A 21327-nucleotide genomic window follows, 5' to 3' on the forward strand; every position below is an offset into this window, starting at 1 on the left:
ATTCGGCAGGATGGGCCCATGCGTGCCCAGGAGCTGCTCCGGTCGATCGACGATCTCCCGTACGGCGAGCGCCTGCGCCGGCTCTCGATCGACGGCCGTGCCCTGCCCGCCGCCGAGCGGCAGACCCTCCTGGCCGAGCTGGCCGCCGGCACCCCGTTCGAACGCAGTCTCGGCCTGACCATCGCCCAAGCGACCAGCGACGTCGCCTACGTCACGAGGCTACTCCGCGACCCGGTCCCCGCCGTCCAGTCCCAAGCGCTCGCCGCCGTCGGCAACGGCGTCCCCGTCTCGGACGACGACCTCCGGATCCTGTACGACGACGCCCCAGCCGCCCTCCGTACCCGGCTCCTGCACCTGATCCGCAAAACCCGCCGCACACTGCTCGCCGCTCGCCTGATCGACGACCACCGCGAACGCTGGGGCGACCAAGCCGCGGCCGGCCTGCTCAACGCGACCGATGCCGCGACCGTCGAACGCCTGCTCCCCGAGCTCGCCTACTGCCTCGGCCCCGGCGAATGGCGCCGCCTCGGCGCCCGGCACCCGGACGCCGTCCTGGCCCACACCACCAGCATCCTCCCGTCCGGCCCCGACCGCGACGAGTGGTGGCAGGGCCCGGCGTACGGCGTCCTCGGCGCTCTCGACCGGCAGCCCACCCAGGCGACCCTGCTCCTGATCCGCGCCCTCCCGCCCGGTCAGTTGCCCACCGCAATCATCGAGGTCCTCGGCCGGCTCCTGGACCACGACCCGCTCGTGCTCGAGATCCTCCTCGACCCCGACATCGCCCATGCCCTCCCCCAAGCCCTCACCCCCGCCGTCCGCCGCCGTCTGTATCGCTACCCCGACGACGATCTCGTCGAACTCGGCCACCTCCTCCGGCCCGACCTCACCCCACTCCTCGAAGACCTCCCACCCAGCCGCCGGGCAAAGATCTTCACCGCCGTCACCCGGTCGGTAGACCTCGGCCAACGCGTCCTGCCCGGTGAGCTTCTGACGGCGCTTCCGCACAAGCTGCGCGCCGAGCAGACCCGCCGGATGTTGACCCTGCCGAAGGTCACCGACAACCTCCACGAGAAGTGGCGGATCACTGCGTTCCTCCCGTACGACGAAGCTTTCGCCCGGCTCGATCCGGAGGTGCGTCGCGCCGACGCCGACGAACGCGCCACGGTCTACCGGTCGGTGATCCAGGCCGCCGGCCACTCCCGCCGGCCCGCGGCGATCGAGAGCGCGCTCTCTTGGGCCACCCGCGTGCGCAACGACCGCAGCGCCGTCCGCACGAGCGTCCTGCAAGGTGTCGGCGAGCTCCCGCCCTCGATGCTCGCGGACGCGCTCGTCCCCACCCTGCAGACGCTGCTGACCGACGCGCTGGAGGCGCGCGACTCCGACTGGAACACGCAGCGCTGGCTGACCAGGATCTCCGAGACGGCGATCCGGCAGGGCGCCATGCACCGTCGGCTCGGCCTGCTCGAGTGGGGCCTGCAGGCGCACGCCCGGATCACCGAGAACAAGGGCACGATCTCGCTCTACGGAGTGATCGACGGCCTGCCGCGCGGCGAAGAGGTCGCCGTCTATGCGGCGCTCCGCCCGTACGTCGATCACGCCGTCGCGCGGAAGGAATTCCAGCTGCCGTTCGCGATCGCGCGCGCCTTCGACGAGCGCGGGTGGACGATCGAACACCTCCAGGAGGTCCTGGAGGCGGCGGTCTGGTCGAACCAGGAGAACACCGTCAACGAGGCGACCGAGCTCTGGTTGCGGCCAAGCCGGACCCGCGCCGCCCGGATCGAGCGGATCATCAAACGCGATGTCGGCATGGCTCGCTGGAATGCGGTCTGGCAAGCCGTCACCGGTCTGCGCACCGATCTGCTCGACACCGTCCTCAATCACCCGGCGAAGATCCGCCGATTCGAGCGAACCCATCGCGCGTGGGCCGTTCGAGACCAAGATCTCCGGCACTGGTTGCCGCGGCAGCAGGCTCGGTATGCGGAGTTGGTGGCCGGAGCCGCGGCGGATGAGCGGATGCCGGAGTGGGCGCGGGCGAACGCGGTGTCGACGTTGGGGCGGGTTCCTCAGGTGGGGCGCGCCGCGCTGGAACCGTTCCTGGACGACGAGAACGTGTTGGTGCAGGAGGCGGCGCTCAAGGCGTTGGCGTGGACGGACTCGCCGCAGGAAGTGCTGCCGGTGTTGCTGGCGCATGCCGGTGATGATCGGGCCCGGGTCGCGATGTACGCCGCGACGCGGGCGGCGCGGTTCGTCCGGCCGAGTCTGTTGCCGGGTTTGCTGCATCCGATCCTGATCGGTGCCGGCATGAAGGTGACGTCACGCAAGGAGGCGGCGCGGCTGCTCGGCTCGCTGCGCGCGCCAGGTGCGAGCGCCGTACTGACGGATGCCTGGACGTCGGCGCATCGCGATGTCCGAGCGGCGATCACGAGTGCGGCCTCGCTCTATCTGTTACATGAGCCGGCCAGCTGGGCGCTGCTCCAGCAGGCCGTGCACGACAGCGATGCGACTGCGATCGTGCTGACGCAGCGGCCGGCGTACGGGCTGGCGACCAAGTACCGCGCCCGGTACGCCGATCTGCTCGTCGCGGTCGCGAATCGGCCCGAACCCGAGGTGGTGCGGGCCGCCCTCCGGGCGATGCCGCGGTGGGCGCAATGGAGTCCGTCGGTGGCGCCGGTCTGCGCCGGATTCATCGCTGACCTGCGGGCGCGGACGTGGACCGACGCGACGTCCGCGCTGGTTGCGATCGTGGCCGCCGATCCGCAACTCGGCCTCGACGACCTGCTGGCGACCGTACGCCTGCTCGTCCGGCTGGAGGACGATCCGAACCTGCCGAACGCGGCCGCGGATCGCGACCACCCGGCCCGGCAGCGGCTGACCATCTTGGCCGACCGGCTGCCAGACCGAACGGTCGCGGATCGACAGACCTTGCGGGCAGTTGCCGCCGAGCTGGTCGGGCCGGAGCTGCTCAGCCTGAAGCTCGGGCTGCTGGTTCGGGCAATCGAGTGGAGTGAGCTGGCGACGCTGGTCGAGGCGATCGGCGACCGGCCGCTCACGGCGTACCAGACGGCCAACAGCCTCAGCGCGCGTTTGAGTCAGACCGAAGCGCAGTGGACACCCGAGCAGCTGGAGCCGATCGCCCGTGAGCTGATCGGCAGCGCGCCGCTGTTCGCCTGGGCGATCATCGGCGCGGCCGGACGCCGGACCGGGTGGGCGCCGGCGTGGCGCGACCTACTGATTGCCCTGCGCAACCACCCGGAGGCCGACGTCCGTCAGCTCGCGCTGGAGATCCTCACCGCCGCGGAGGGTTGAGTTCCGCACCGACCTGCTGGAGGAGATCGGCGTACTGCTGCTCCATCCGGCCGTCGCGGCTGGGACCGACGTTCAGCAGGTACTGGTAGCCGTGGTCGCGTTGGTAGGTCTCCTCGCCGACGATGTCCTCAAGGGTGCGCGGGCCGGGCGACTGGTCGTTGTGGAACCAGTCCCAGTTGCTGCTGCTGATCATGTCCGACATCTGGATCGGGTCGGTCAGGCCGGCCGGCGGGCGACCGTCCTCGTACTCCAGGACGTCGGAGGTGGCGAGGCTGTCGTTCTTGTCGTTGTTGACGATGACAGTGCCCGGCGAGACGTTGCGGACGAAGTCGCGGACCTGGTCGTACGGGATCTTCCCGTAGCCGGGCGCGAACGTCCACGCGTCGAACCAGAGCTGCTCGATCGGGCCGTACCGGGTGAGCAGCTCGCGGAGCTGGTTGATCACCAGCTCGGTGTTCTCGCCGTTGGTCCGGTCCCAGATCGAGTAGTAGAAGCCGACGTTCAGGCCGGCCTTGCGGAAGGAGTCCGCGTACTGGCGGACGACGTCGCGCTGATAGGGGCTCTTGGCAACGTCGTACTCGTTGGCGGCGGTGTCCCAGAGGGCGAAACCGTCGTGGTGCTTGGTGGTCAGGACGCCGTATTTCATGCCTGCGCTCTTCGCGATCGCGGCCCACTGATCGGTGTCGAGGTTGGTCGGGTCGAAGACGGACGGCGGCGTGCCGGGGGTGGCCCACTGCTCGTTGGTGTACGTCGCGACGCCGTAGTGGATGAACATGCCGAACTGGTTCTCGCGAATGTGCCGCGCGACATCGGGCGTCGTCAGCGGCTGGTTGCCGAAGATCTGCACCTCGGCGAGTGTCAGGTAGCTGGTCAGCGTCGACTGGATGCGGACGTACCGCGCGGTGCGCTGGACGTCGATCGTCCGGTCGGCGCCGATGTTGCGGACTCGGGTCGCGGTCACACCGGGCTGCCGCAGGGTGCGCGCCAGATCGGTCGAGGCGAACGGCTTGTCCGATGTCAGCACGTAGAAATCACGCAACCGGTCGGCGCAGCAGTCGGTGCGGTTGAAGACCCGGATGGTCGTGACTCGCTGACTGGTGCGGAGATCGGCCTCCCACCACGGCTGGTACTCGCTCTTGGTGTTGCTGAGGGAGGCTTTGTCGACGTCCTGAGCCCGCGTCGACACACCGCCGTCCAGCACACTCGACTGCGTCGTCTTCGCGGCCGGCGCGAGGTTCCGGTACTTCGGCACGTCGACCGGGCCGCGGTAGACCTCGACCTCCCCCAGCGCGAGCGGGTTGTGCCCGGCGAGCTGGATCCGCACGTACCGGCCCTCGCGTCCGATCGGCACCTCGACCTTCCCCGCCACGCGATCGACGTGGTACGCCGAGACGCCGCGCTGCTTGCGGGCCGCCTCCAGGGAATCCGCGGCGAACGGCTCGTTCGACACCAGTACGTAGAAGTTCGCGAGCCGGCCGACGCAGCAGTCGGTCCGGTTGTAGATCGCGATCCGGCCGATCGACCGCCGGCTCTCCAGGTCAACCTGCCACCAGGCCTCGTCCTGCTCGTCGGTATGGGACAGCGAGCCGTTCCAGAAGCCGCCGTCCCGGTTGCCGTCGACCGCGCGGGACGCGGGCGCGGCGGTCGCGTACTCCGAACTCTGGGTCGCGGTCCGGCCGCGGGCAAGGTTCTCATCGGCCGGCGGCTGCGCGGCCGGCGCTGGAACGGCGATCGCGGACGCGACCAGACCGCTCCCCATCAGCACGGCCAGCCAGCGGCGGGCACGCACAGCACCACGTGATCTCACGACAGTCTCCTGACGTCGTCGGGCGGGACGGCAGGAGCGTAGAAGATTAATTCGGAAAAAACTAGATCCTATAGGATCTACGTTTCCTCCTTTTTCGCCGCCTCTCGTTTCCGGCGCTTGCCCTCGTGCATCGCGACCACCCGGGCGATCGGGATCGCCCGCCCCTGTTCGAGCAGATCGGCCGGCAAGCTCTGCGGCGCCGGCAACTGCGCGGCCCATCGATCCACCCCGCCCAGCTGATCGACCGCGGTCTTCACGGTGAAGTCCTGCGGCGTGACCCGATCCAGGTCGTCCCAGCCGACCGGGAACGACACCGTCGTCCCAGGCCGAACCCGCGGGCTGTACGCCGCCACCACCGTTGCCCCACCCGCGCGGGTCGAGTCGACGAACACCTTCCCGTGCCGGTCCTCCTTGAGGTACGCCGTCGTCGCCACCTCCGGATCGAGCGCCGCCGCCCGCGCCGCGATCGCCCGCGTCGCCGCGGCCGCGTCGTCGATCGGCACCGACTCGTCGATCGGCACGATCACGTGCACACCCTTGGCGCCACTCGTCTTCACCGCGCCCGCCAGCCCGGCGTCCGCCAACGCCTGCCGGACCAGGAACGCTCCCTGCACAGCCTTGCCGAACGCTTCCTCCCCCTCGGGCGGATCCAGATCCAGCACCAGGTGCGTTATCCGGCCGTCCAGCAGCAACGTCGGGTGATACTCCACCGCCCGCTGATTCGCGAACCACAACAGCGTCCGCCGGTCGTCGCACAACGCGTACCGAACCTCACGCCGCGAAGCCTCCGCCCACACCGAAGTCGTCCGCACCCACTCCGGCGTGTACTTCGGCACGTTCTTCTGCATGAACGCCGGCTGCCCGGGCCGGATCCGCACCACCGACAACGGGCGGCCCGCCAAGCCGGGCAACACCCACTCCCGCACCGCATCCAGATAGTCGACCAGATCCCGCTTGGTCGCGTCAGCCCCCTCGAACAGCGGCTGATCCAGATTCGTCAGGTCGACCCCGTCACGCGTCTCGTCCGGCTTGCTCGCCATCCCCTGAGCTTAAGCGGCGGACGCCCCGCACTCACCAACTTTGCGGAGTACCGGCTCGCGCCGCCTGGCTGAGCGTGGCACAGCGGCTCTGAAAGGAGTTGGTGAGTGTCTGGGGTCCGCCCTCAACCGACCAACCTGAGCAGCGCATCCAGCACCACCCGATCCTGGCCGGGTTCGAGGGTCTGCGGGTTCAGGGCGATCTCGTCGGGGGCGACGCCGAAGGTGCCGACGGAGATGCGGGGGTCGCCGTTCCAGAGGGCGTCGATGAGGGTTTGGCGGTCGGGGTGGCGGATGATGCAGCGGCTGTGGGGCTGGCCGGCTTCGCTCGGGTAGCCGCGGTAGGCGGTAATGCCGGGGCGGGGCTGGAGAGCATCGAGCCAGAGGTCGACCGAGCGTTCGTAGCCGGCGAGGAGGGCGGGTTCGTTCTGGGCGAGGGTCCACTCGACGGCGGCCAGGAGGCCGAGCAGTTCTTCTTTGCCGACTTTGAGGCCGCGGCCGATCTCTTGGTTCGGGGAGGCGTGCCGGCGGCAGCGATCGATCAACCAACTGCGGCCGAGGACCAGACCGGTGGCTTGCGGGCCGCGGAGGCCCTTGCCGCCGCTGAAGATGACGGCGTCCGCGCCCAGGTCGGTGGTGAAGTGCCAGAGCGAGGAGACAGGTGGGATCTGCGCGGCCGCGTCGACGATGACGGGGACGCCGTTGGCAACCCGGATGACTTCTTCGATCGGTAGTGCGCCGTCAGCGTAGTGGGCGCCGGCGAACCAGAGGACGCAGGCCGGACGCCGGGCGATCGCCGCCTCCAGCTCGGCGACCGATGGACCGACCTCGACGATCCGCGCACCGGTGATGCGGGCCGAGTAGTCGTAGCCGTTGCGTTGCGAGGCGAACATGACGACCTCGGCGTCGACCGGGAACGACTGCGCGGGTTCGCCGATGCAGGAGGCGACGACGAGCGTGATGGCCGCCGCGGCGCCGGCGGTGACGCAGGCCGATTCGTTGCGAGTCAGCGCTGCGAGCTGCTCGCCGACTTCGACGTAGAGCTCCGGGAGGTCGACGAAGTGGCGGGCTGCAGCGGCCATCGCCTCGATGACCGGAGGCGGCATCAGCGAACCGCCGAGAACGGTCAACGTGGCGTTGGCATTGATGACCGGGCGAATCTTCATCGGATGAACTTCGACAACGCCGGTACGCCGCAACGCTCCGCGAGCCAAGCGTCGTAGTAGTCGGCGTCCGTCCCGTCCAGATGCGTTACTTGATACGCCTCACCGGCGGGGAGCGCGTTGACGAGCGGCGCGTACCAGTCGGCGTCCTCGACCGCGACCAAGGTCTTCGCGGTCACCGAAGGCGCATGCCGGATCGGGTCGAAGTAGTCGAGCGTCCGCCCGATGACCGCGGCCGAGGACCCGGCTCGGAGGTAGTCGTTGAGCTCCTCCAACGGGTAGTGGCTCGACCGCAGCCGCGCCTCCATCGCTCGATAGAGCACCAGATCCGACACCCGGGCCGCAGTGATGCCGGTACGCCGGGCCGCGGTCAGCACCGCCAACTCGTTACCGGCCACCGCGACCCGAGCGGGGTCGGCCTCGGCCAACCCGATCAGGAACTCGGCCGCCCGCAGGCAGTCCGCCACGATGGCCCGGTAGATGTACGTCGCCGGGTCGTCGATCCCCAACGTCAGCAGCCCCGGGTAGGCCGCCTGAAACCCGTCGTCCGCCAGTCGCTGACCGCGATGCATCAACGTCAGGACGACGTACCGGCTGCGGTCGTTCACATGCGCCATGTTGTTGACGCTGCCGTACCGCGGCACCTGTAGCAGCGCCGGGAACGGCCCCTCCCCGGTCGGGATACTCAACGAGCCATAGATCCGATATGGGCCGATGCTGGTCAGCCGGACGGCGAAGCTCGTCGCCTCCGCCGTCGTCCGGGCCGGGACCGGATCGAGGACCGGCCGGGCCGCGACCGTCGCCAGCTCGTCGTCGACGGCTCGCCAGTAGGCGTCGAAGTCCATGTCAGCTCCCCGGTTTCAGGTGGTCGGCCAGGAACTCCTCGACCACGCGCAGGACGCCGGGCAGCCCAGCGTGATGCGCGCAGTTCGGATACGTGTGCAGCGTCTTCTCCCCCGGTAGCGCGCGGTGCAGCGCGAATCCGGTCTCCGGCGGGCAGACGTCGTCCTCGAGACCGAGGTAGATCATCGTCGGCGCCTGCACCGCGGGCGCGAAGTTGAGCCCGTCGTAGTACGCGACCGTCTCCCGGACGCGATCGACGTCCCTCGGGTGCAACCGCAGATACTCGTTGATCTCCTCGTACGGATACGAGCGGGTCAGCGTCGGCGCGGTCATGATCCCGCACAGGTACGGCGCGCCGCAGGCCACGGCCTTGATCACCTCCGGCCGCAGCGCCGCCGTGCTGATCCCGAGCCCGCCGCCTTGGCTCGACCCCGCCAGGCCGATCCGGTCGCTGTCGGCCTCCGGCCGCCCGAGCAGGACGTCGACCGCACGGACGACGTCCAGGTAGAAACCGCGATAGCCGTAGGTGTGGTGGTCGACGATGTTGTGCGTCAGCAGACCCGGGTAGCCGGGGTCGAAGACCGCGTTCGACCGGAGCTTCCCGCGTGGGGCGACCGCGAGTGCGGCGTACCCCAGCTCGGCCCACTCCTTCGGGATCGTCGGCTCGGAGATGTACCCCGGGATCGTGATCAGCCCCGGATACGGCCCGTCGCTCCGCGGGACGGCGTACCAGGCCGAGACGCGGAGACCGCCGTAACTCACGTACGACACGTCGTACACGCGCACCCGCTCGGTCGACAGGGTCGGCATCTCGGTCAGGACGGGATCGAGCGGTGGGCACGCCGCGAGCCCCGCAGCCCAGAAGTCGTCGAAATCCGCCGGTCTGGTGACGTCGACCGTCGTGTTGACCAGGTCTCTCATGCGGCGTCCCGGGGTGCTTGCAGCGCGGTGCCGTCGGCGGCGCTGAACAGATGCAGCCGCTCAGGGTTGAGCCCGACGTAGACCGGCGCGTCATGCCCGAGCCGGAACGGGGTAGGAACGCGCGCCTTGAGCAACTCGTCCTCGATCCGCACCGTCACCAGAACATCAGGCCCGAGCGGCTCCGACACGAACACCCGCCCCTGCCGGTACCCCTCGACCGGGGTCGGCGAGAGCGCTACGTCCTCCGGGCGGACGCCGAGGACGACGTCCGCCGGCTGGCCGTCGGACACGGCGATCGGCTGGCTGAGCGCCGTACTGCGGAACATCCGGACGCCGTCCACATCGGCCAGCGCACCGGTGACGAAGTTCATCGGCGGCGACCCCATGAACGACGCGACGAACCGGTTCGCCGGGCGCTCGTAGATCTCCTCCGGCGTCGCGCACTGCTGGATGACGCCGTCGCGCAGCACCGCGATCCGGTCCGACATCGTCATCGCCTCGACCTGGTCGTGGGTGACGTAGATGAACGTCCGGGCCACATCGACATGCAGCCGCTTGATCTCCGCGCGCATCAGCACCCGCAGCTGGGCGTCCAGGTTCGACAGCGGCTCGTCCAGCAGGTAGGCGCCGGCATCGCGCACGATCGCGCGGCCGAGGGCCACTCGTTGCCGTTGGCCACCGGACAGCTCGCGCGGCTTGCGATCCAGCAGGTCTTCGATGTCGAGCGTCCGGGCCGCCTCCAACACCTGCTCGTCGATCGTTGCCTTTGGCACCCGCATCATCTTCAGCGCGAACCCGATGTTCTGCCGGACGGTCTTGTGCGGGTAGAGCGCGTAGCTCTGGAACACCATCGCCACATCGCGTTTGTTCGCCGGCAGCCAACTGACCGGTTTCCCGTCGAAGAACACGTTGCCGCTGGTCGCTCGCTCCAGCCCGCAGATCATCCGCAGCGTGGTCGACTTCCCGCAGCCGGACGGCCCGACCAGCGTCAGGAACTCCTGGTCGCGGATCGTCAGGTTCAGATCGTCCACGACCGTCTTGCCGCCGAAGGACTTCGTCACGTTCTCGAGTCGTACTTCTGCCATCGTCTCAGCCCTTCACAGATCCGGCGGCCATCCCCTGCACCAGCTTGCGCTGGAAGAGGAGCGCCAGTACGAGCGGCGGGACGACCGCGAGCACACCGGCCGCGGCCATCACCGTGAACTGGGTGTTGAAGTCGGTGGCGAAGTTCGCCGCCACCACCGGGATCGTCTTCGCGGCCGTCGTACTGGTCAGGAACAGCGCGAACATGAACTCGTTCCACGCGGTCATGAACGCGAACACCGCCGCCGCGACCAGCCCCGGCGCCGCGACCGGCAGGAACACCGACCACATCGTCCGGAACCACCCGCACCGATCCACCCGCGCCGCCTCCTCGAGCTCCCTCGGCACCGACCGGAAGAAGTCCTTCAGGATCCAGATCGTGATCGGCAGCGCGAACGTCGTGTACGACAGGATCAGCGCCAGATACGTGTCCAGCAGCCCGAACGACCGCATCAACAAGTAGAACGGGATGATGATCGCGATCCCCGGCACCATCCGGGTCAGCAGATACAGCAACAGCAGCACCTGACTCCCCCGGAACTTCAGCCGGCTGAACGAGTACGCCGCGAACGTCGCCAGCACCAGATTCAGCAGCGCAGTCGCCGTCGCAACAACCAAGCTGTTCCGCAACGAGTACGGCGTCTCCGACACCGCCCGCCCACCAACCAGCTCCTGCGCCGCATCCGGATTCACGAACCCCAAATAGTTCTCCAGCGTCGGATGCACCGGCACCCAGCTCGGCGGCACGGCAATCGCATCCGCCTCATGCATGAAACTCATCGCCACGATCCAGTAGAACGGCAACACCAGATACAGCCCGAACGCCACCGCCAGCACATACAACGCAATCTTCTTGAACGGAACCCGATACCGGAGCGGAACTTGCACAACGGTCGTCATACTTCGAAATTTCCCTTCCGGTAGAGGAGGCCGATGTAGCCGACCGAGATGAGGAGGGTGATGGCGGTGATGACCCATGCGTAGGCGGAGCCGAGGCCGAAGTCGGTGAAGGTGAGGACGGTTTGGACGTCGAGGAGGGCGATGGTGGTGGTGGCGTCGCCGGGGCCGCCGCCGGTGAGGACGTAGATGGTGTCGAAGGCGCGGAAGGCGTTCATTGTTTCGAGGATGAGGACAATGAGGAGGGGGTGCAGGAGCCAGGGGATGGTGACTTGGGTGAAGCGGCGGAAGGCGCCGGCCCGGTCGACCGTGGCGGCGTCGTACAGCTCGGAGGGGATGGTGGACAGGCCGGCCAGGAGGATGATCACCGAGAACGGCAGCGTGTTCCAGACCTGGGCGAGCGCGGTGAAGAGGAAGGCGCCGGTGCCGGAGGTGAGCCAGGCCTGGTAGCTGTCGATCAGGCCGAGCTGGGTGAGCAGGCCGTTCAGGGCGCCGGTCTTGGCGTCGAAGATCGTCCGCCACATCAGGCCGTTCACGACGCCGGGCATTGCCCAGGGCAACAAAGCCAGGCTGAGCAGCAGGCCGCGACCGCGGAACCGCTCGTTCAGGACCAGGGCCAGGAGCAGGGCCAGCACGACCGTCATGCCGAGGACGACGAGCACGAACAACGCGGAGACCTTGAGCGCGGACAGGAAGGCGTCGTCGCTGAGCAGCGCCTTGTAGTTGTCCAGGCCGATGAAGCGTTTCGCCCGCGGGCGTTTCAGGTTGTTGCGCTGCATGCTGACGTAGAAGGAGTAGCCGATCGGGTAGGCGACCAGCAGGGAGATCACCACGATGGCCGGGGCGTTCAGGGCCCAGGCCTTCGCGTTGTCGCCGAGCGGCCGGCGTTCGGTCAGGACGCTCACGTCAGCTGTACTTCTTCTTCAGCGTCCCGGCCGTCTGCGCGAGACTCGCGACCGCGGCGGACGGCTGCGTCTGGTTGCTCAGCACGCCCTGCACGACCTTGTGCATCTCGGTCTCGAACTCGGTGTACCAGGCGACGCCGAGGACGTTCCGCGGCCGGGCGATCTCGGCCAGCTGGGCGTAGATCGCCGGATCGGCGAACTTCTTCAGCGCCGCGACGATCTCCGGGTCCTTGGCCAGCTCCTTGTAGGCGAAGCCGAGGCCGCGCTGCTGGAACCAGAACTTCGCCGTGTACGGCTGCTTGCTCGCGTCGAAACCGCCGAGGTAGGTGAGCAGCTTGAACGCGTCGTCCTTGACCTCGGTGTCCTTGGCCAGGCCGTACATCCGGGTGTTGCTGATCGTCCCGTGCACCTTGCCGTCCAGGCTCGGCACCAGGGCCATCTTCATCTTCCCGGCCGCCTTCGACTTCTGCGGGTCGTTGTAGTCGCGCAGCGCGTACCGGGCGCCGATCGTGAACGCGTACCGGTTCGCCTTCATCGCGTTGTCGACCGGCACCGGCAGCAGTTGCAGGGACGCCGGGTCGAGCACCTTCGACTTGTTCGCGGCGTTCTGCAACCAGGTCAGGACGTCCTTGGTGACCGTGTCGGTCGTGTTCATGATCGGCGCCTGCTGGTCGTCGAACATGTCCCCGCCGCTGGAGTAGACCAGGCCCCACACCCAGGCCCACCAGGTGTCGGAGAGCTGGGCGGGCAGGCCGATCGGGTACTCCAGCAGACCCATGCTCTTGATCTTCACGGCCTGCGCCTCGAGCTCCTCCAGGCTGGCCGGCGGCTTGCTGAACCCGGCTTTGGCGAGGATGTCGGCGTTGTAGATCAGGCAGTTCGAGTCGGTGTAGTACGGCAGGCCGTAGCGCTTGCCCTGGTACGTCATCGCCTCGGCGTTCCCGGGGAAGATCGCGGCGTACACGTCGTCCACGCCGGGCAGGCCGTCGATCGGCTGCAGGTACTCGCCTTCGACCCAGGCCGCGAGTGAGTCGTCGTACACGTAGAGCGCGTCCGGCCCGCCGCCGCCGGTGAACTCCGCGACCACCTTCTGCACGTACTGCGCGCTGGTGATCGGCGTGTAGTTGACCTTGACGTTGCTGGTCTTGGTGAAGTTGTCCAGGTTCTGCTGGACCAGAGTGGCCTCGTAGTCCCAGCCCTCGAACTTCACACTGCCGTCCCCGGCGCCACCGCCGGAGCCGTTCGAGCAGGCGGCGAGGACGCCGGGCACGGCCGTGGCGGTGACGCCGAGGCCGGCGAGCTTCAGGACCTGGCGGCGGTTGAGCTCCATGGTGTTCCCTTCAGGGCTTGGGCGATGCGTAGCCGGTACAGACGCGTCGGGCGTCCTTTCGGGTGGTGCTGCGCGGTCCCCTCGTCGCTGACCAGGCCACCGGCGTCGAGGGTGCGGATCAGGCGGCGGCCGCTCTGATCGGTGATCCCGAGCCGGTCGGCGAGCTCTCCAGGCGAGATCGCGCGTCCTTCCAGCTCGTGGTCGAGGGCGGCCAGCCGCGACACGGTGGCCGCGCTCAGACCGACGGATTTCGCGAGCCGCTCGACGTGGTCGCCGTGCTCGCGGTAGGAGAAGCTGAGCGCCTCCCGATCGGCGGTGGACTTCGGGCCCATCGGGCCGATGATCACGCCGCTGTCCTCGATCAGGTAGGCGCACGGCTCGTCCTCCTGCTCGGCCCGGGCCGCGGCCCGCTCGGCCAGCAGCACGCAGTTACGGGCGGAGACGCCGACCCCGAATCCGGCCGCGACCTGCGCGCCGAGCGCCGTACCGGCCTCGGCCAGCGCCGGGACGGCGACCCAGTTCCGGGTCACCCGCTCGAACAGCGCCTTGTGCGCGAAGACCACGACGCCGCGGCGGCCGCGGTCCTCGATCCACGCCCCCGCGAACTCGGGGGTGTTCAGCAACAGGTTCATCAGGCCGACCCGGGCCCGCTCCTCGTCCGCGGTCCGCGAGACCAGGAACACCCCGGCCGCGAACCGCTGCGCGCTCGCCCGGTCGGACTCGATCCGCAGCGCGAGCTCGTGCAGCTCGGTGCGGATGGTGGCCGGCACCGGCATCCCGCTCATGATCCCGAACGCGTCACCCGCGAGCTGCTCGCGGACGGCGGCGCGGACGCTGATCACGTACCCGCGATCGCCGAACCGCCGGTACGCCGTCCGGTGGAAGTCGACGATCTCCTCGACCGTTTGGGTCGGCGCGTACGGCAGGCTGGCGATCTCGTCGCGGTTGAGCTCCAGCGCGTCGAGGACGGCGTCCACTGCTTCGGCCGGGAAGGTGTCGATGCTGACCGGCGTCCGGCCCCAGCCGCGTTGCTGGGCGCGGTAGAGCGCGAGTGTCAGGTCGAGGGCCGATGGCCGGACGACGCCGACCGGAAGGCCGGGCGGGAGCAGCTCGCGGCTCTCCGTGTACGGGACCGGACCGGCGAGGAACCCGTCCAGCCGAGTGTTGGCGAGAAACTCCGCGACCTTCTCGCGGACGTTCTCCTCGTGGTCGTAGCTGACCCACTCCAGATCGACTCCGCGCAGGGTGCTGGCCGCCTCGCGGAACAGCTTCCCGTGCGTCGAGTGGGTGACGACACCGATCACGATCGACAACGCTTTACGCTCCATGTTCGCCTGAGCTGATTTTCGAACTATGTTCGGAAGTGACTCGTAAATCCGATGCCGACCAACGTGCCTCGCACGGCCCGCTCAGGTCAAGGGATCGACAACAAGTAATTTCCCGGAAACACTGCGCGAGTGGACTACGTCGAGCGCCTCCCCGACCCGCGGCTGGGCGACGTCGTCCGCACGGTCTGGATCCAGCGCACCGGCCCCGCCGACCACCTGCACCGGCACCTCCCGACCGGGGGTGTCGAGCTGCATTTCCCGCTCGGCGGCCGCCCGCAACTGCTCGGCCCGCTGACCGGCCCGGCCCTCGAACTCATCCCCGCCCGGACGACGATCGTCGGCATCCGCTTCCACCCCGGGACGGCGCCGCCCTTCCCCGTCGCCCTCGATGAACTGGTCGACCAGCGTCTCCCGCTGGCGGAGGTGTGGGGGCACACGTTGGTCGACGAACTGCCCGCGACACCGGAGTACGCGCTGGCTGCGCTGCAAACCCAGCTGCTGCAGCGATTTCGGAGTGGTCCCGATCCGCTGGTCCGTGCGGCGGCGGTCGCACTGATGCCGTGGCAGCCGACGACTGTCGACGCTGTCGCCAACCGGCTCGCGCTCTCGGCGAGTCAGCTGCGCCGCCGCTGTCTGCACACCGTCGGCACCACACCCAAGGTACTGCAGCGCATCCTGCGTTTCCAGGGTTTCCTGGCGCTCGCCCAGGCCGGCGTCGCGCCCTCCGGACGCCGCGGCCTCGACGGCACCGCAGGCCTGGCGATCGACGCCGGGTACGCCGACCAGGCGCATCTCAGCCGGGAGTGCGTCCGGTTGACCGGGCTGACGCCGACGCAACTGCTCGGCACCGACCTCGACCGATGTGCGTGCGGGCATGATCACGCCGGTTCGTACGAGCCGTTCCTGGCCGGGATGCGCGATTTGTTCAAGAGTCGCGCTGTGGCGCGCGCCTAGGGTCAGCCGCATGAGCAGAGTCGTGGTGGCGCTGGCCGTTTCGGTCGACGGGTACATCAGCGGGCGGACGCCGTCCGGCACCGACGAGTTCGGGCGCGGGCTCGGGGACGCGGGACGGTTGTTCGACTGGTACTTCGACGGGGACACCCCGAGCGCGGTGTTCGGCCCGGGGTTCAAGCTGAGCGCGCCGAGTGCGCGGATCTTCGACGAGCTCGCGGGGCGCGACGGCGCGGTGATCTGCGGACGGACGACGTACGAGCACTCCAGCCATTTCGGCGGCGGGAGCCCGCACCCGAAGGCGCCGCTGGTCGTGCTGAGCCGCGAGCCGGTGGAGGTCGGGCCGGAGCAGACGCTCGCGCACAGTATCGAGGCGGCTGTGGAGGCCGCGTTCAAGCTTGCCCATGGCAAGGATGTCGGTGTTATGGGCGGCGGGGCGACCACGTCCGCGCTGCAGGCCGGGCTGGTCGACGAGCTCGTGCTGCACCAGGTGCCGATCCTGCTCGGCGGCGGCCATCCGCTCTTCCGGGAGCTGACCGAGCACATCGACCTGCGGCTGATCGAGGCGATCCCCGCACCAGGCGTCACCCACCTTCGCTACGCAGTCGTCCGATGAGGAGTTGTCATGCTTGATCCCGCCGTCCGCAGCGTTCTCGACGCCGCGTCCTTCGCCCATCTCGCGACCGTCGGTCCGGACGGCGCGCCGCACAGCGCGCCGGTCTACATCGGGGCCCGGGGTGAGCAGGTCGTCTTCTTCACCGGGCCGAACACCCGCAAGGCGCGCAACCTGCAGGCCGATCCGCGGGTGGCCGTGTCGATCGTGCCGGCCGGCAAGTGGTGGGAGCCGATCGTGCTCCGGGGGCAGGTGGTCGAGCGGATCGAGGGTGACGACGCCTGGGCGATCATCGACGAGCTGTCCGCGAAGTACACCGACGAGCCGTACCCGCGCGACGACGCCCGGGTGGTCTTCGTCGTCGAGCCCGAATATCAGAAGGTGGGAATCGGCTGAGGTTGTTACGGTGCCGGGGTGGATGCCCCGGATATCGAACGTGCGACCGCCGTCGTCAAATCGCTCGTCGGCACGGCTGACGACGCCGTGCTGCTGAGCAACTCGAACAAGATCATTGTGCGGCTCGGCGACGTCCTCGCCCGGGTCGCGTTCGACGGCGAACACGGCTTCCCGCTGGAGCTCGAGCTGGCCCGGCAGCTGGCCGGCGGCCCCGTCGTCCCGCCGCTGTCGGACGTCGTCCACGAGCGTGACGGGTTCGCGATCACGCTGTGGAAGTACTACGAAACCTCAACCCAGCAAGCGATTGCGCCCGCCGAGTACGCCGACGCGCTCGCCCGGCTGCATGCCGCGATGCGGGCGGCCGACGTCCCCGCGCCGCATGTCCGGGATCGGGTCCGCGAAGCGGAAGCCAAGCTCATGGACCGCGCGCTGACCCCGGAAGTCTCCGACGCCGACCGCGCCCTGCTCCTGACCACGCTGCGAGAGCGCAGCGCGGCCATCGCCGGCCCCACCCAACTCCTGCACGGCGAACCCCACCCCGGCAACCTCCTCGCCACCCCCGAGGGCCCGCTCTTCATCGACCTCGAAACCATGTGCCACGGCCCTGTCGAGTTCGACCTGGCCCACGCCCCCGCCCCAGTCGCCGCCCACTACCCAGACGCCGACCTCGCAGTCCTCCACGACAGCCGCCTGCTGATGCTCGCCATGGTCATCACCTGGCGCTGGGAAGTAGGCGACCAACTCCCCAACGGCATGACCCTCGCCGCCGAATGGACCGCCGACCTACGAACCGCCACCACTCACTAACTACGCACAGTCCCCCACCCCCACGCTCAACCAACCAGCTGCGGGCCGCCACAGAAGAGGTTGGTGAGTGCCGGCGGTCCGCCCCCAACCGCAGAGGTGCGGTGGGTGGGGCAGCCGCCGCAGAGGCGGAGGTAGGTCAGCCTCCGCGGAGGCGGGGGTGGGGGCAGCCGCCAGCGAGGCGGGCGCCGCTGGGAACGCGAGGCCGGGCAGGGAAGGCGAGGTCGTCACCGGCCCGGGGAGGCGGAGCGGGTGCGCAACCTCCGGAGAGACGGTCAGCCGCCGGGCCGGCGGGGTGGGGCAGGTGCCGGGGGTTAGCCGCCGGAGATGCCGATTTCGGCGTCGGCGAGGTCTTCGGTGAGGCCGTCGGTGTTGTCCAGCCAGCCGTGCGGAAGGATGACGCGGTCGCGGGGGCTGCCTTGGCGGCCGCGGGGGGCGCCTAGTTCGGCGGTGGGGAAGGGGATGGCGGGGTCGAGTTGGGCGAGTAGGTCGTCCAGGTGGGCGAGGGTGTCGACCATGCCGAGGGCGGCGCGGAGTTCGCCGCCGGCGGGGAAGCCTTTGAGGTACCAGGGGACGTGTTTGCGGAAGTCGCGCAGGCCGCGCTGCTCCCCCATCAGGCCGGCCAGGAGTTCGCCGTGGCGGCGCATGACGGTGGCGACCTCGCCGAGAGTGGGGAGGTTGAGCGCCTCGCCGCCGGCGAAGGCGACGGCCAGGTCGCGGAAGAGCCAGGGCCGGCCGAGGCAGCCGCGACCGACGATGACCCCCGCGCAGCCGGTCTCCTCGACCATCCGCAGCGCGTCCCCCGCCTCCCAGATATCGCCGTTGCCGAGCACCGGGATGTTCACGTGGTCGACCAGCGCGGCGATCGTCGTCCAGTCCGCCTGACCGGAGTACGCCTGCGCGACGGTCCGGCCGTGCAGGCCGATCGCCGCCGCCCCCGACTCCTCCGCGATCCGGCCGGCGTCGAGATAGGTCTGGTGATCCCGGTCGATCCCGATCCGGGTCTTCATCGTCACCGGAATCCCGTACGGCGCCGCGGCCCCGACGGCCGCCTGCAGGATCGCGCCGAGCAGATTGCGCTTCCAGGGCAGCGCCCCGCCGCCGCCCTTCCGCGTCACCTTCGGCACCGGGCACCCGAAGTTGAGGTCGATGTGGGCGACGCCGTACTGATCACACAGCACCTGCACGGCCTTCCCGATGTACACCGGGTCCACCCCGTACAACTGCACCGACCGCACCGTCTCGCGCTCGTCGAACGTGAGCATGTCCAGCGACTTCTGATCGCCCTCGACAATCCCCCGCGACGTGATCATCTCGCAGACATACAGCCCCGCGCCCTGCTCGGCACACAACCGCCGGTACGCCGCATTCGTGATACCGGCCATCGGCGCAAGCACCACCGGCGTCTCGATCGTCAGGTTTCCGAGCTTCAACATGGTCAGGCCTTTGCGACGAGGATCTTGCCGTCGCCGGAAATCCGGGCGTTGTAGGGGGTGACGGCGTTCGCGGTGGTGGTGACGTCGCAGCGGATGCCGTCGCCGGTGGACGGGACGACGGCGACCGGCTGCATCGTGCAGGTGATCGTGGCCGCGTCGGGGACGGCGCGGAGGACGGCGTCGACGACCTTTTCCTTGACGACGGCAACGTTCTCGGAGGTGAACTTGTACGTCGCGGTGTACGGCTGGGCGTTGACGGTGAGGGTGCCGGTGAACGGCTGCCCGGCGTAGGTGACCGTGCACTTCAGCGTGTGGTCACCGGGTTTGTCGGCGGTGTCGATCCCCGGGCAGTTGACCGTGGTCCTGGCCGCCTTGCCGGCGGTGACCTGGGTCTGCTTGGCGATCGCGAAGCGGATCCGGTCGGCCAGCGGGGCGTCGGACTCCGGGGCGCCGGTGACGGCCGGGGTCGGGAACGGCTTGGTCGGCTTCGGCAGCGGCTTCAGCGTCGGTGTCGACGCGGTCGGGATCGGCGCGGACGACGGGCCGGAGCTGCTCGGGGCGGACGGGCTGTTACCGGATTCGGGCGCGGTGTCCGAGCAGCCGGCCAGCACGAAGACGGCCAGGGCCGACAGCCCGAAGACCGCCAGCCCGAACCGGAGTCGATCGCCCCTGAGCAGCTTCATGTCAGCAGCCGACCAGAGCCTGGGCGAGGTAGCCGGTGACCTCGCTGAGCGCGACGCGCTCCTGCTTCATCGAGTCCCGCTCGCGGATCGTGACCGCGTGGTCCTCGAGGGTGTCGAAGTCGACGGTGATGCAGAACGGGGTGCCGATCTCGTCCTGGCGGCGGTAGCGGCGTCCGATCGCGCCGGCATCGTCGAAGTCGACGTTCCAGTTCTTCCGCAGCTCCTGCGCGAGGTCCTTGGCCTTCGGCGAGAGGTCGGCGTTCCGCGACAGCGGCAGGACGGCGGCCTTGACCGGCGCGATCCGCGGGTCGAAGCGCAGCACGGTCCGCTTGTCGACGCCGCCCTTCGCGTTCGGCGCCTCGTCCTCGGTGTAGGCGTCGAGCAGGAAGGCGAGCACGTTCCGGGTCAGCCCGGCCGCGGGCTCGATGACGTACGGCGTCCAGCGCTCGCCCTTCTCCTGGTCGAAATAGGACAGGTCGGCGCCGGAGTGCTTGGAGTGCGTGGACAGGTCGAAGTCGGTCCGATTCGCGATGCCCTCGAGCTCGTCGAACTCCTTACCGCCGAAGTTGAACTTGTACTCGATGTCGACGGTGCGCTTCGAGTAGTGGCTCAGCTTCTCCTTCGGGTGCTCGTAGAACCGCATGTTGTCCGGGTTCAGGCCGAGGCCGACGTACCAGTCCCAGCGGGCCTTCAGCCAGTACTCGTGCCACTCCTCGTCGGCGCCGGGCGCGACGAAGAACTCCATCTCCATCTGCTCGAACTCGCGGGTGCGGAAGATGAAGTTGCCCGGGGTGATCTCGTTGCGGAAGCTCTTGCCGACCTGGGCGATCCCGAACGGCGGCTTCTTCCGCGCGGTGCCCATCACGTTCGCGAAGTTCACGAAGATGCCCTGCGCTGTCTCGGGCCGCAGGTAGTGCAGCCCCTCCTCGGACTCGACCGGGCCGAGGTAGGTCTTGAGCAGCCCGTTGAACATCCGCGGCGGGGTGAAGGTGCCCTTGTTCCCGCAGTTCGGGCAGGCGATCTCGGCCAGCTCGACGGTGTCGGCGTTCTTGCCCTTGCGGCGGGCGAAGTCCTCCCGGAGGTGGTCGTCGCGGAACCGCTTGTGACACGACTGGCACTCGGTCAGCGGGTCGACGAACTCGGACAGGTGGCCGGAGGCCTCCCAGACCTTGGTCGGCAGGATGACCGAGGAGTCCAGCCCGACGACGTCGTCCCGGCTCGTCACCATCGTCCGCCACCACTGGGTGCGGATGTTGTTCTTCAGCTCGACGCCGAGGGGCCCGTAGTCCCAGGCCGACTTGGTACCGCCGTAGATCTCGCCGCACGGATAGACGAAGCCCCTCCGCTTACTGAGGCTGACGACGGCATCGACGGTTTCCACGGGCACTTTTGAACTCCAGAAACGGGCACAGGATGAGGTACGGAAAGGTCCAGGCTAACCGGCGAAGGTGGTCAAAGTCGCATCAGCGCGACGCGAGGGGTGTGGGTGGTAACTCCGCGCCGTAGCGAGCACAGCGCAGTAGGCGGGGAGTTACCAGCCACGCCCTGGGCTCTCGTACGCCGTGGGCTCGTCGATTGCCTGCGACAGCAGCGGAACCGCCGTCAGCTTCACCTCGTACGGCGACAGCGCGCGCCGGTAGCTGCCGACGTTCTCGAACTCCAGGTTCAGCGCGAGCAGCTCGGGATCGTCGACGTTGCGGCCGGTGCGGGCCGCGACGAAACCCTTCTGCCGGCTGAGCACCTCGACCGCCGCGTCCAATCGGACTGCGAACTCCGCCTGCTCCGCCTCGGAAACCCGGAACCTGATCACCACGAACACGCCTG

General features: G+C 69.0%; 19 protein-coding genes. 5 read left to right on the forward strand and 14 right to left on the reverse strand.

Going from position 1 to position 21327, the window contains the following annotated elements; genetic code table 11:
- The first annotated feature begins 18 nt into the window (after positions 1 to 18).
- Positions 19 to 3306, forward strand: a complete 3288-nt coding sequence (locus HPO96_RS03255; RefSeq protein ID WP_171670850.1) for a HEAT repeat domain-containing protein — start codon at positions 19 to 21, stop codon at positions 3304 to 3306.
- Here HPO96_RS03255 and HPO96_RS03260 read toward each other — a convergent pair.
- The 10 genes from HPO96_RS03260 to HPO96_RS03305 all read right to left on the reverse strand — a co-directional run bounded on the left by HPO96_RS03260 (position 3287) and on the right by HPO96_RS03305 (position 14620).
- On the reverse strand, positions 3287 to 5113 hold the full coding sequence (locus HPO96_RS03260; RefSeq protein ID WP_171670852.1) for an alpha-L-fucosidase: 1827 nt from the start codon (positions 5111 to 5113) through the stop codon (positions 3287 to 3289). The two genes, HPO96_RS03255 and HPO96_RS03260, sit on opposite strands and share 20 nt — an antisense overlap.
- A 77-nt stretch (positions 5114 to 5190) precedes the next feature.
- Positions 5191 to 6153, reverse strand: a complete 963-nt coding sequence (locus HPO96_RS03265) for a DNA polymerase domain-containing protein (protein WP_171670853.1) — start codon at positions 6151 to 6153, stop codon at positions 5191 to 5193.
- Between the two features lie 122 nt (positions 6154 to 6275).
- Positions 6276 to 7316, reverse strand: a complete 1041-nt coding sequence (locus tag HPO96_RS03270; RefSeq protein WP_171670855.1) for a hypothetical protein — start codon at positions 7314 to 7316, stop codon at positions 6276 to 6278.
- Entirely contained in the window at positions 7313 to 8158 is an 846-nt protein-coding gene (locus HPO96_RS03275) for an acetylxylan esterase (RefSeq protein WP_171670856.1), read from the reverse strand. The genes HPO96_RS03270 and HPO96_RS03275 overlap by 4 nt, the downstream gene beginning before the upstream one ends.
- Position 8159: 1 nt before the next feature.
- Complete coding sequence (locus HPO96_RS03280) at positions 8160 to 9077, reverse strand: acetylxylan esterase (protein WP_171670858.1); 918 nt, start codon at positions 9075 to 9077, stop codon at positions 8160 to 8162.
- Positions 9074 to 10162, reverse strand: coding sequence for an ABC transporter ATP-binding protein (locus HPO96_RS03285; RefSeq protein WP_171670860.1), 1089 nt, complete (start codon positions 10160 to 10162; stop codon positions 9074 to 9076). The genes HPO96_RS03280 and HPO96_RS03285 overlap by 4 nt, the downstream gene beginning before the upstream one ends.
- 4 nt (positions 10163 to 10166) lie before the next feature.
- Positions 10167 to 11060 (reverse strand): carbohydrate ABC transporter permease, encoded by an 894-nt coding sequence (locus HPO96_RS03290; RefSeq protein ID WP_238354685.1) that lies wholly within the window; start codon positions 11058 to 11060, stop codon positions 10167 to 10169.
- The gene (locus HPO96_RS03295; RefSeq protein ID WP_171670863.1) at positions 11057 to 11962 is read right to left on the reverse strand and encodes an ABC transporter permease subunit; all 906 of its coding nucleotides are present in this window, start codon (positions 11960 to 11962) and stop codon (positions 11057 to 11059) included. The genes HPO96_RS03290 and HPO96_RS03295 overlap by 4 nt, the downstream gene beginning before the upstream one ends.
- A 1-nt stretch (position 11963) precedes the next feature.
- Positions 11964 to 13292, reverse strand: a complete 1329-nt coding sequence (locus tag HPO96_RS03300; protein ID WP_171670865.1) for an extracellular solute-binding protein — start codon at positions 13290 to 13292, stop codon at positions 11964 to 11966.
- On the reverse strand, positions 13265 to 14620 hold the full coding sequence (locus tag HPO96_RS03305) for a MarR family transcriptional regulator (protein WP_202885474.1): 1356 nt from the start codon (positions 14618 to 14620) through the stop codon (positions 13265 to 13267). The genes HPO96_RS03300 and HPO96_RS03305 overlap by 28 nt, the downstream gene beginning before the upstream one ends.
- A 129-nt stretch (positions 14621 to 14749) precedes the next feature.
- On the opposite strand from HPO96_RS03305, the gene HPO96_RS03310 reads away from it, so the two are divergent.
- The 4 genes from HPO96_RS03310 to HPO96_RS03325 are packed head-to-tail and all read left to right on the forward strand — an operon-like array spanning position 14750 to position 17387.
- A complete protein-coding gene (locus HPO96_RS03310; RefSeq protein WP_171670866.1) occupies positions 14750 to 15574 on the forward strand; it encodes a DUF6597 domain-containing transcriptional factor in 825 nt (274 codons plus the stop codon).
- 10 nt (positions 15575 to 15584) lie between these two features.
- On the forward strand, positions 15585 to 16187 hold the full coding sequence (locus HPO96_RS03315) for a dihydrofolate reductase family protein (protein WP_171670868.1): 603 nt from the start codon (positions 15585 to 15587) through the stop codon (positions 16185 to 16187).
- 9 nt (positions 16188 to 16196) lie between these two features.
- Positions 16197 to 16580: a TIGR03618 family F420-dependent PPOX class oxidoreductase gene (locus HPO96_RS03320; RefSeq protein WP_171670870.1), complete on the forward strand. Its 384-nt coding sequence runs from the start codon at positions 16197 to 16199 to the stop codon at positions 16578 to 16580.
- 18 nt (positions 16581 to 16598) lie between these two features.
- Entirely contained in the window at positions 16599 to 17387 is a 789-nt protein-coding gene (locus HPO96_RS03325; protein WP_171670871.1) for a phosphotransferase, read from the forward strand.
- A 311-nt stretch (positions 17388 to 17698) separates the two neighbouring features.
- Here HPO96_RS03325 and dusB read toward each other — a convergent pair whose 3' ends face one another.
- The 4 genes from dusB to HPO96_RS03345 all read right to left on the reverse strand — a co-directional run bounded on the left by dusB (position 17699) and on the right by HPO96_RS03345 (position 21322).
- Positions 17699 to 18820, reverse strand: coding sequence for a tRNA dihydrouridine synthase DusB (gene dusB, locus HPO96_RS03330; protein ID WP_171670873.1), 1122 nt, complete (start codon positions 18818 to 18820; stop codon positions 17699 to 17701).
- A gap of 2 nt (positions 18821 to 18822) precedes the next feature.
- Positions 18823 to 19503: a hypothetical protein gene (locus tag HPO96_RS03335; RefSeq protein ID WP_171670875.1), complete on the reverse strand. Its 681-nt coding sequence runs from the start codon at positions 19501 to 19503 to the stop codon at positions 18823 to 18825.
- 1 nt (position 19504) lies between these two features.
- Entirely contained in the window at positions 19505 to 20890 is a 1386-nt protein-coding gene (locus HPO96_RS03340; RefSeq protein ID WP_171670876.1) for a glycine--tRNA ligase, read from the reverse strand.
- Between the two features lie 144 nt (positions 20891 to 21034).
- Entirely contained in the window at positions 21035 to 21322 is a 288-nt protein-coding gene (locus HPO96_RS03345; RefSeq protein ID WP_171670878.1) for an antibiotic biosynthesis monooxygenase, read from the reverse strand.
- Positions 21323 to 21327: the final 5 nt, after the last annotated feature.

The organism is Kribbella sandramycini (assembly GCF_013131805.1).
In the GTDB taxonomy this organism is placed as follows: Bacteria; Actinomycetota; Actinomycetes; order Propionibacteriales; family Kribbellaceae; genus Kribbella; species Kribbella sandramycini.

What these genes read in the sequence shown, in the direction of transcription:
- HPO96_RS03300 (WP_171670865.1), bottom strand. Translation starts at nt 13,292, where the DNA reads ATGGAGCTCAACCGCCGCCAGGTCCTGAAGCTCGCCGGCCTCGGCGTC.
- HPO96_RS03265 (WP_171670853.1), bottom strand. Translation starts at nt 6,153, where the DNA reads ATGGCGAGCAAGCCGGACGAGACGCGTGACGGGGTCGACCTGACGAAT.
- HPO96_RS03255 (WP_171670850.1), top strand. Translation starts at nt 19, where the DNA reads ATGCGTGCCCAGGAGCTGCTCCGGTCGATCGACGATCTCCCGTACGGC.
- dusB (WP_171670873.1), bottom strand. Translation starts at nt 18,820, where the DNA reads ATGTTGAAGCTCGGAAACCTGACGATCGAGACGCCGGTGGTGCTTGCG.
- HPO96_RS03275 (WP_171670856.1), bottom strand. Translation starts at nt 8,158, where the DNA reads ATGGACTTCGACGCCTACTGGCGAGCCGTCGACGACGAGCTGGCGACG.
- HPO96_RS03305 (WP_202885474.1), bottom strand. Translation starts at nt 14,620, where the DNA reads ATGGAGCGTAAAGCGTTGTCGATCGTGATCGGTGTCGTCACCCACTCG.
- HPO96_RS03280 (WP_171670858.1), bottom strand. Translation starts at nt 9,077, where the DNA reads ATGAGAGACCTGGTCAACACGACGGTCGACGTCACCAGACCGGCGGAT.
- HPO96_RS03285 (WP_171670860.1), bottom strand. Translation starts at nt 10,162, where the DNA reads ATGGCAGAAGTACGACTCGAGAACGTGACGAAGTCCTTCGGCGGCAAG.
- HPO96_RS03315 (WP_171670868.1), top strand. Translation starts at nt 15,585, where the DNA reads ATGAGCAGAGTCGTGGTGGCGCTGGCCGTTTCGGTCGACGGGTACATC.
- HPO96_RS03335 (WP_171670875.1), bottom strand. Translation starts at nt 19,503, where the DNA reads ATGAAGCTGCTCAGGGGCGATCGACTCCGGTTCGGGCTGGCGGTCTTC.
- HPO96_RS03290 (WP_238354685.1), bottom strand. Translation starts at nt 11,060, where the DNA reads ATGACGACCGTTGTGCAAGTTCCGCTCCGGTATCGGGTTCCGTTCAAG.
- HPO96_RS03270 (WP_171670855.1), bottom strand. Translation starts at nt 7,316, where the DNA reads ATGAAGATTCGCCCGGTCATCAATGCCAACGCCACGTTGACCGTTCTC.
- HPO96_RS03320 (WP_171670870.1), top strand. Translation starts at nt 16,197, where the DNA reads ATGCTTGATCCCGCCGTCCGCAGCGTTCTCGACGCCGCGTCCTTCGCC.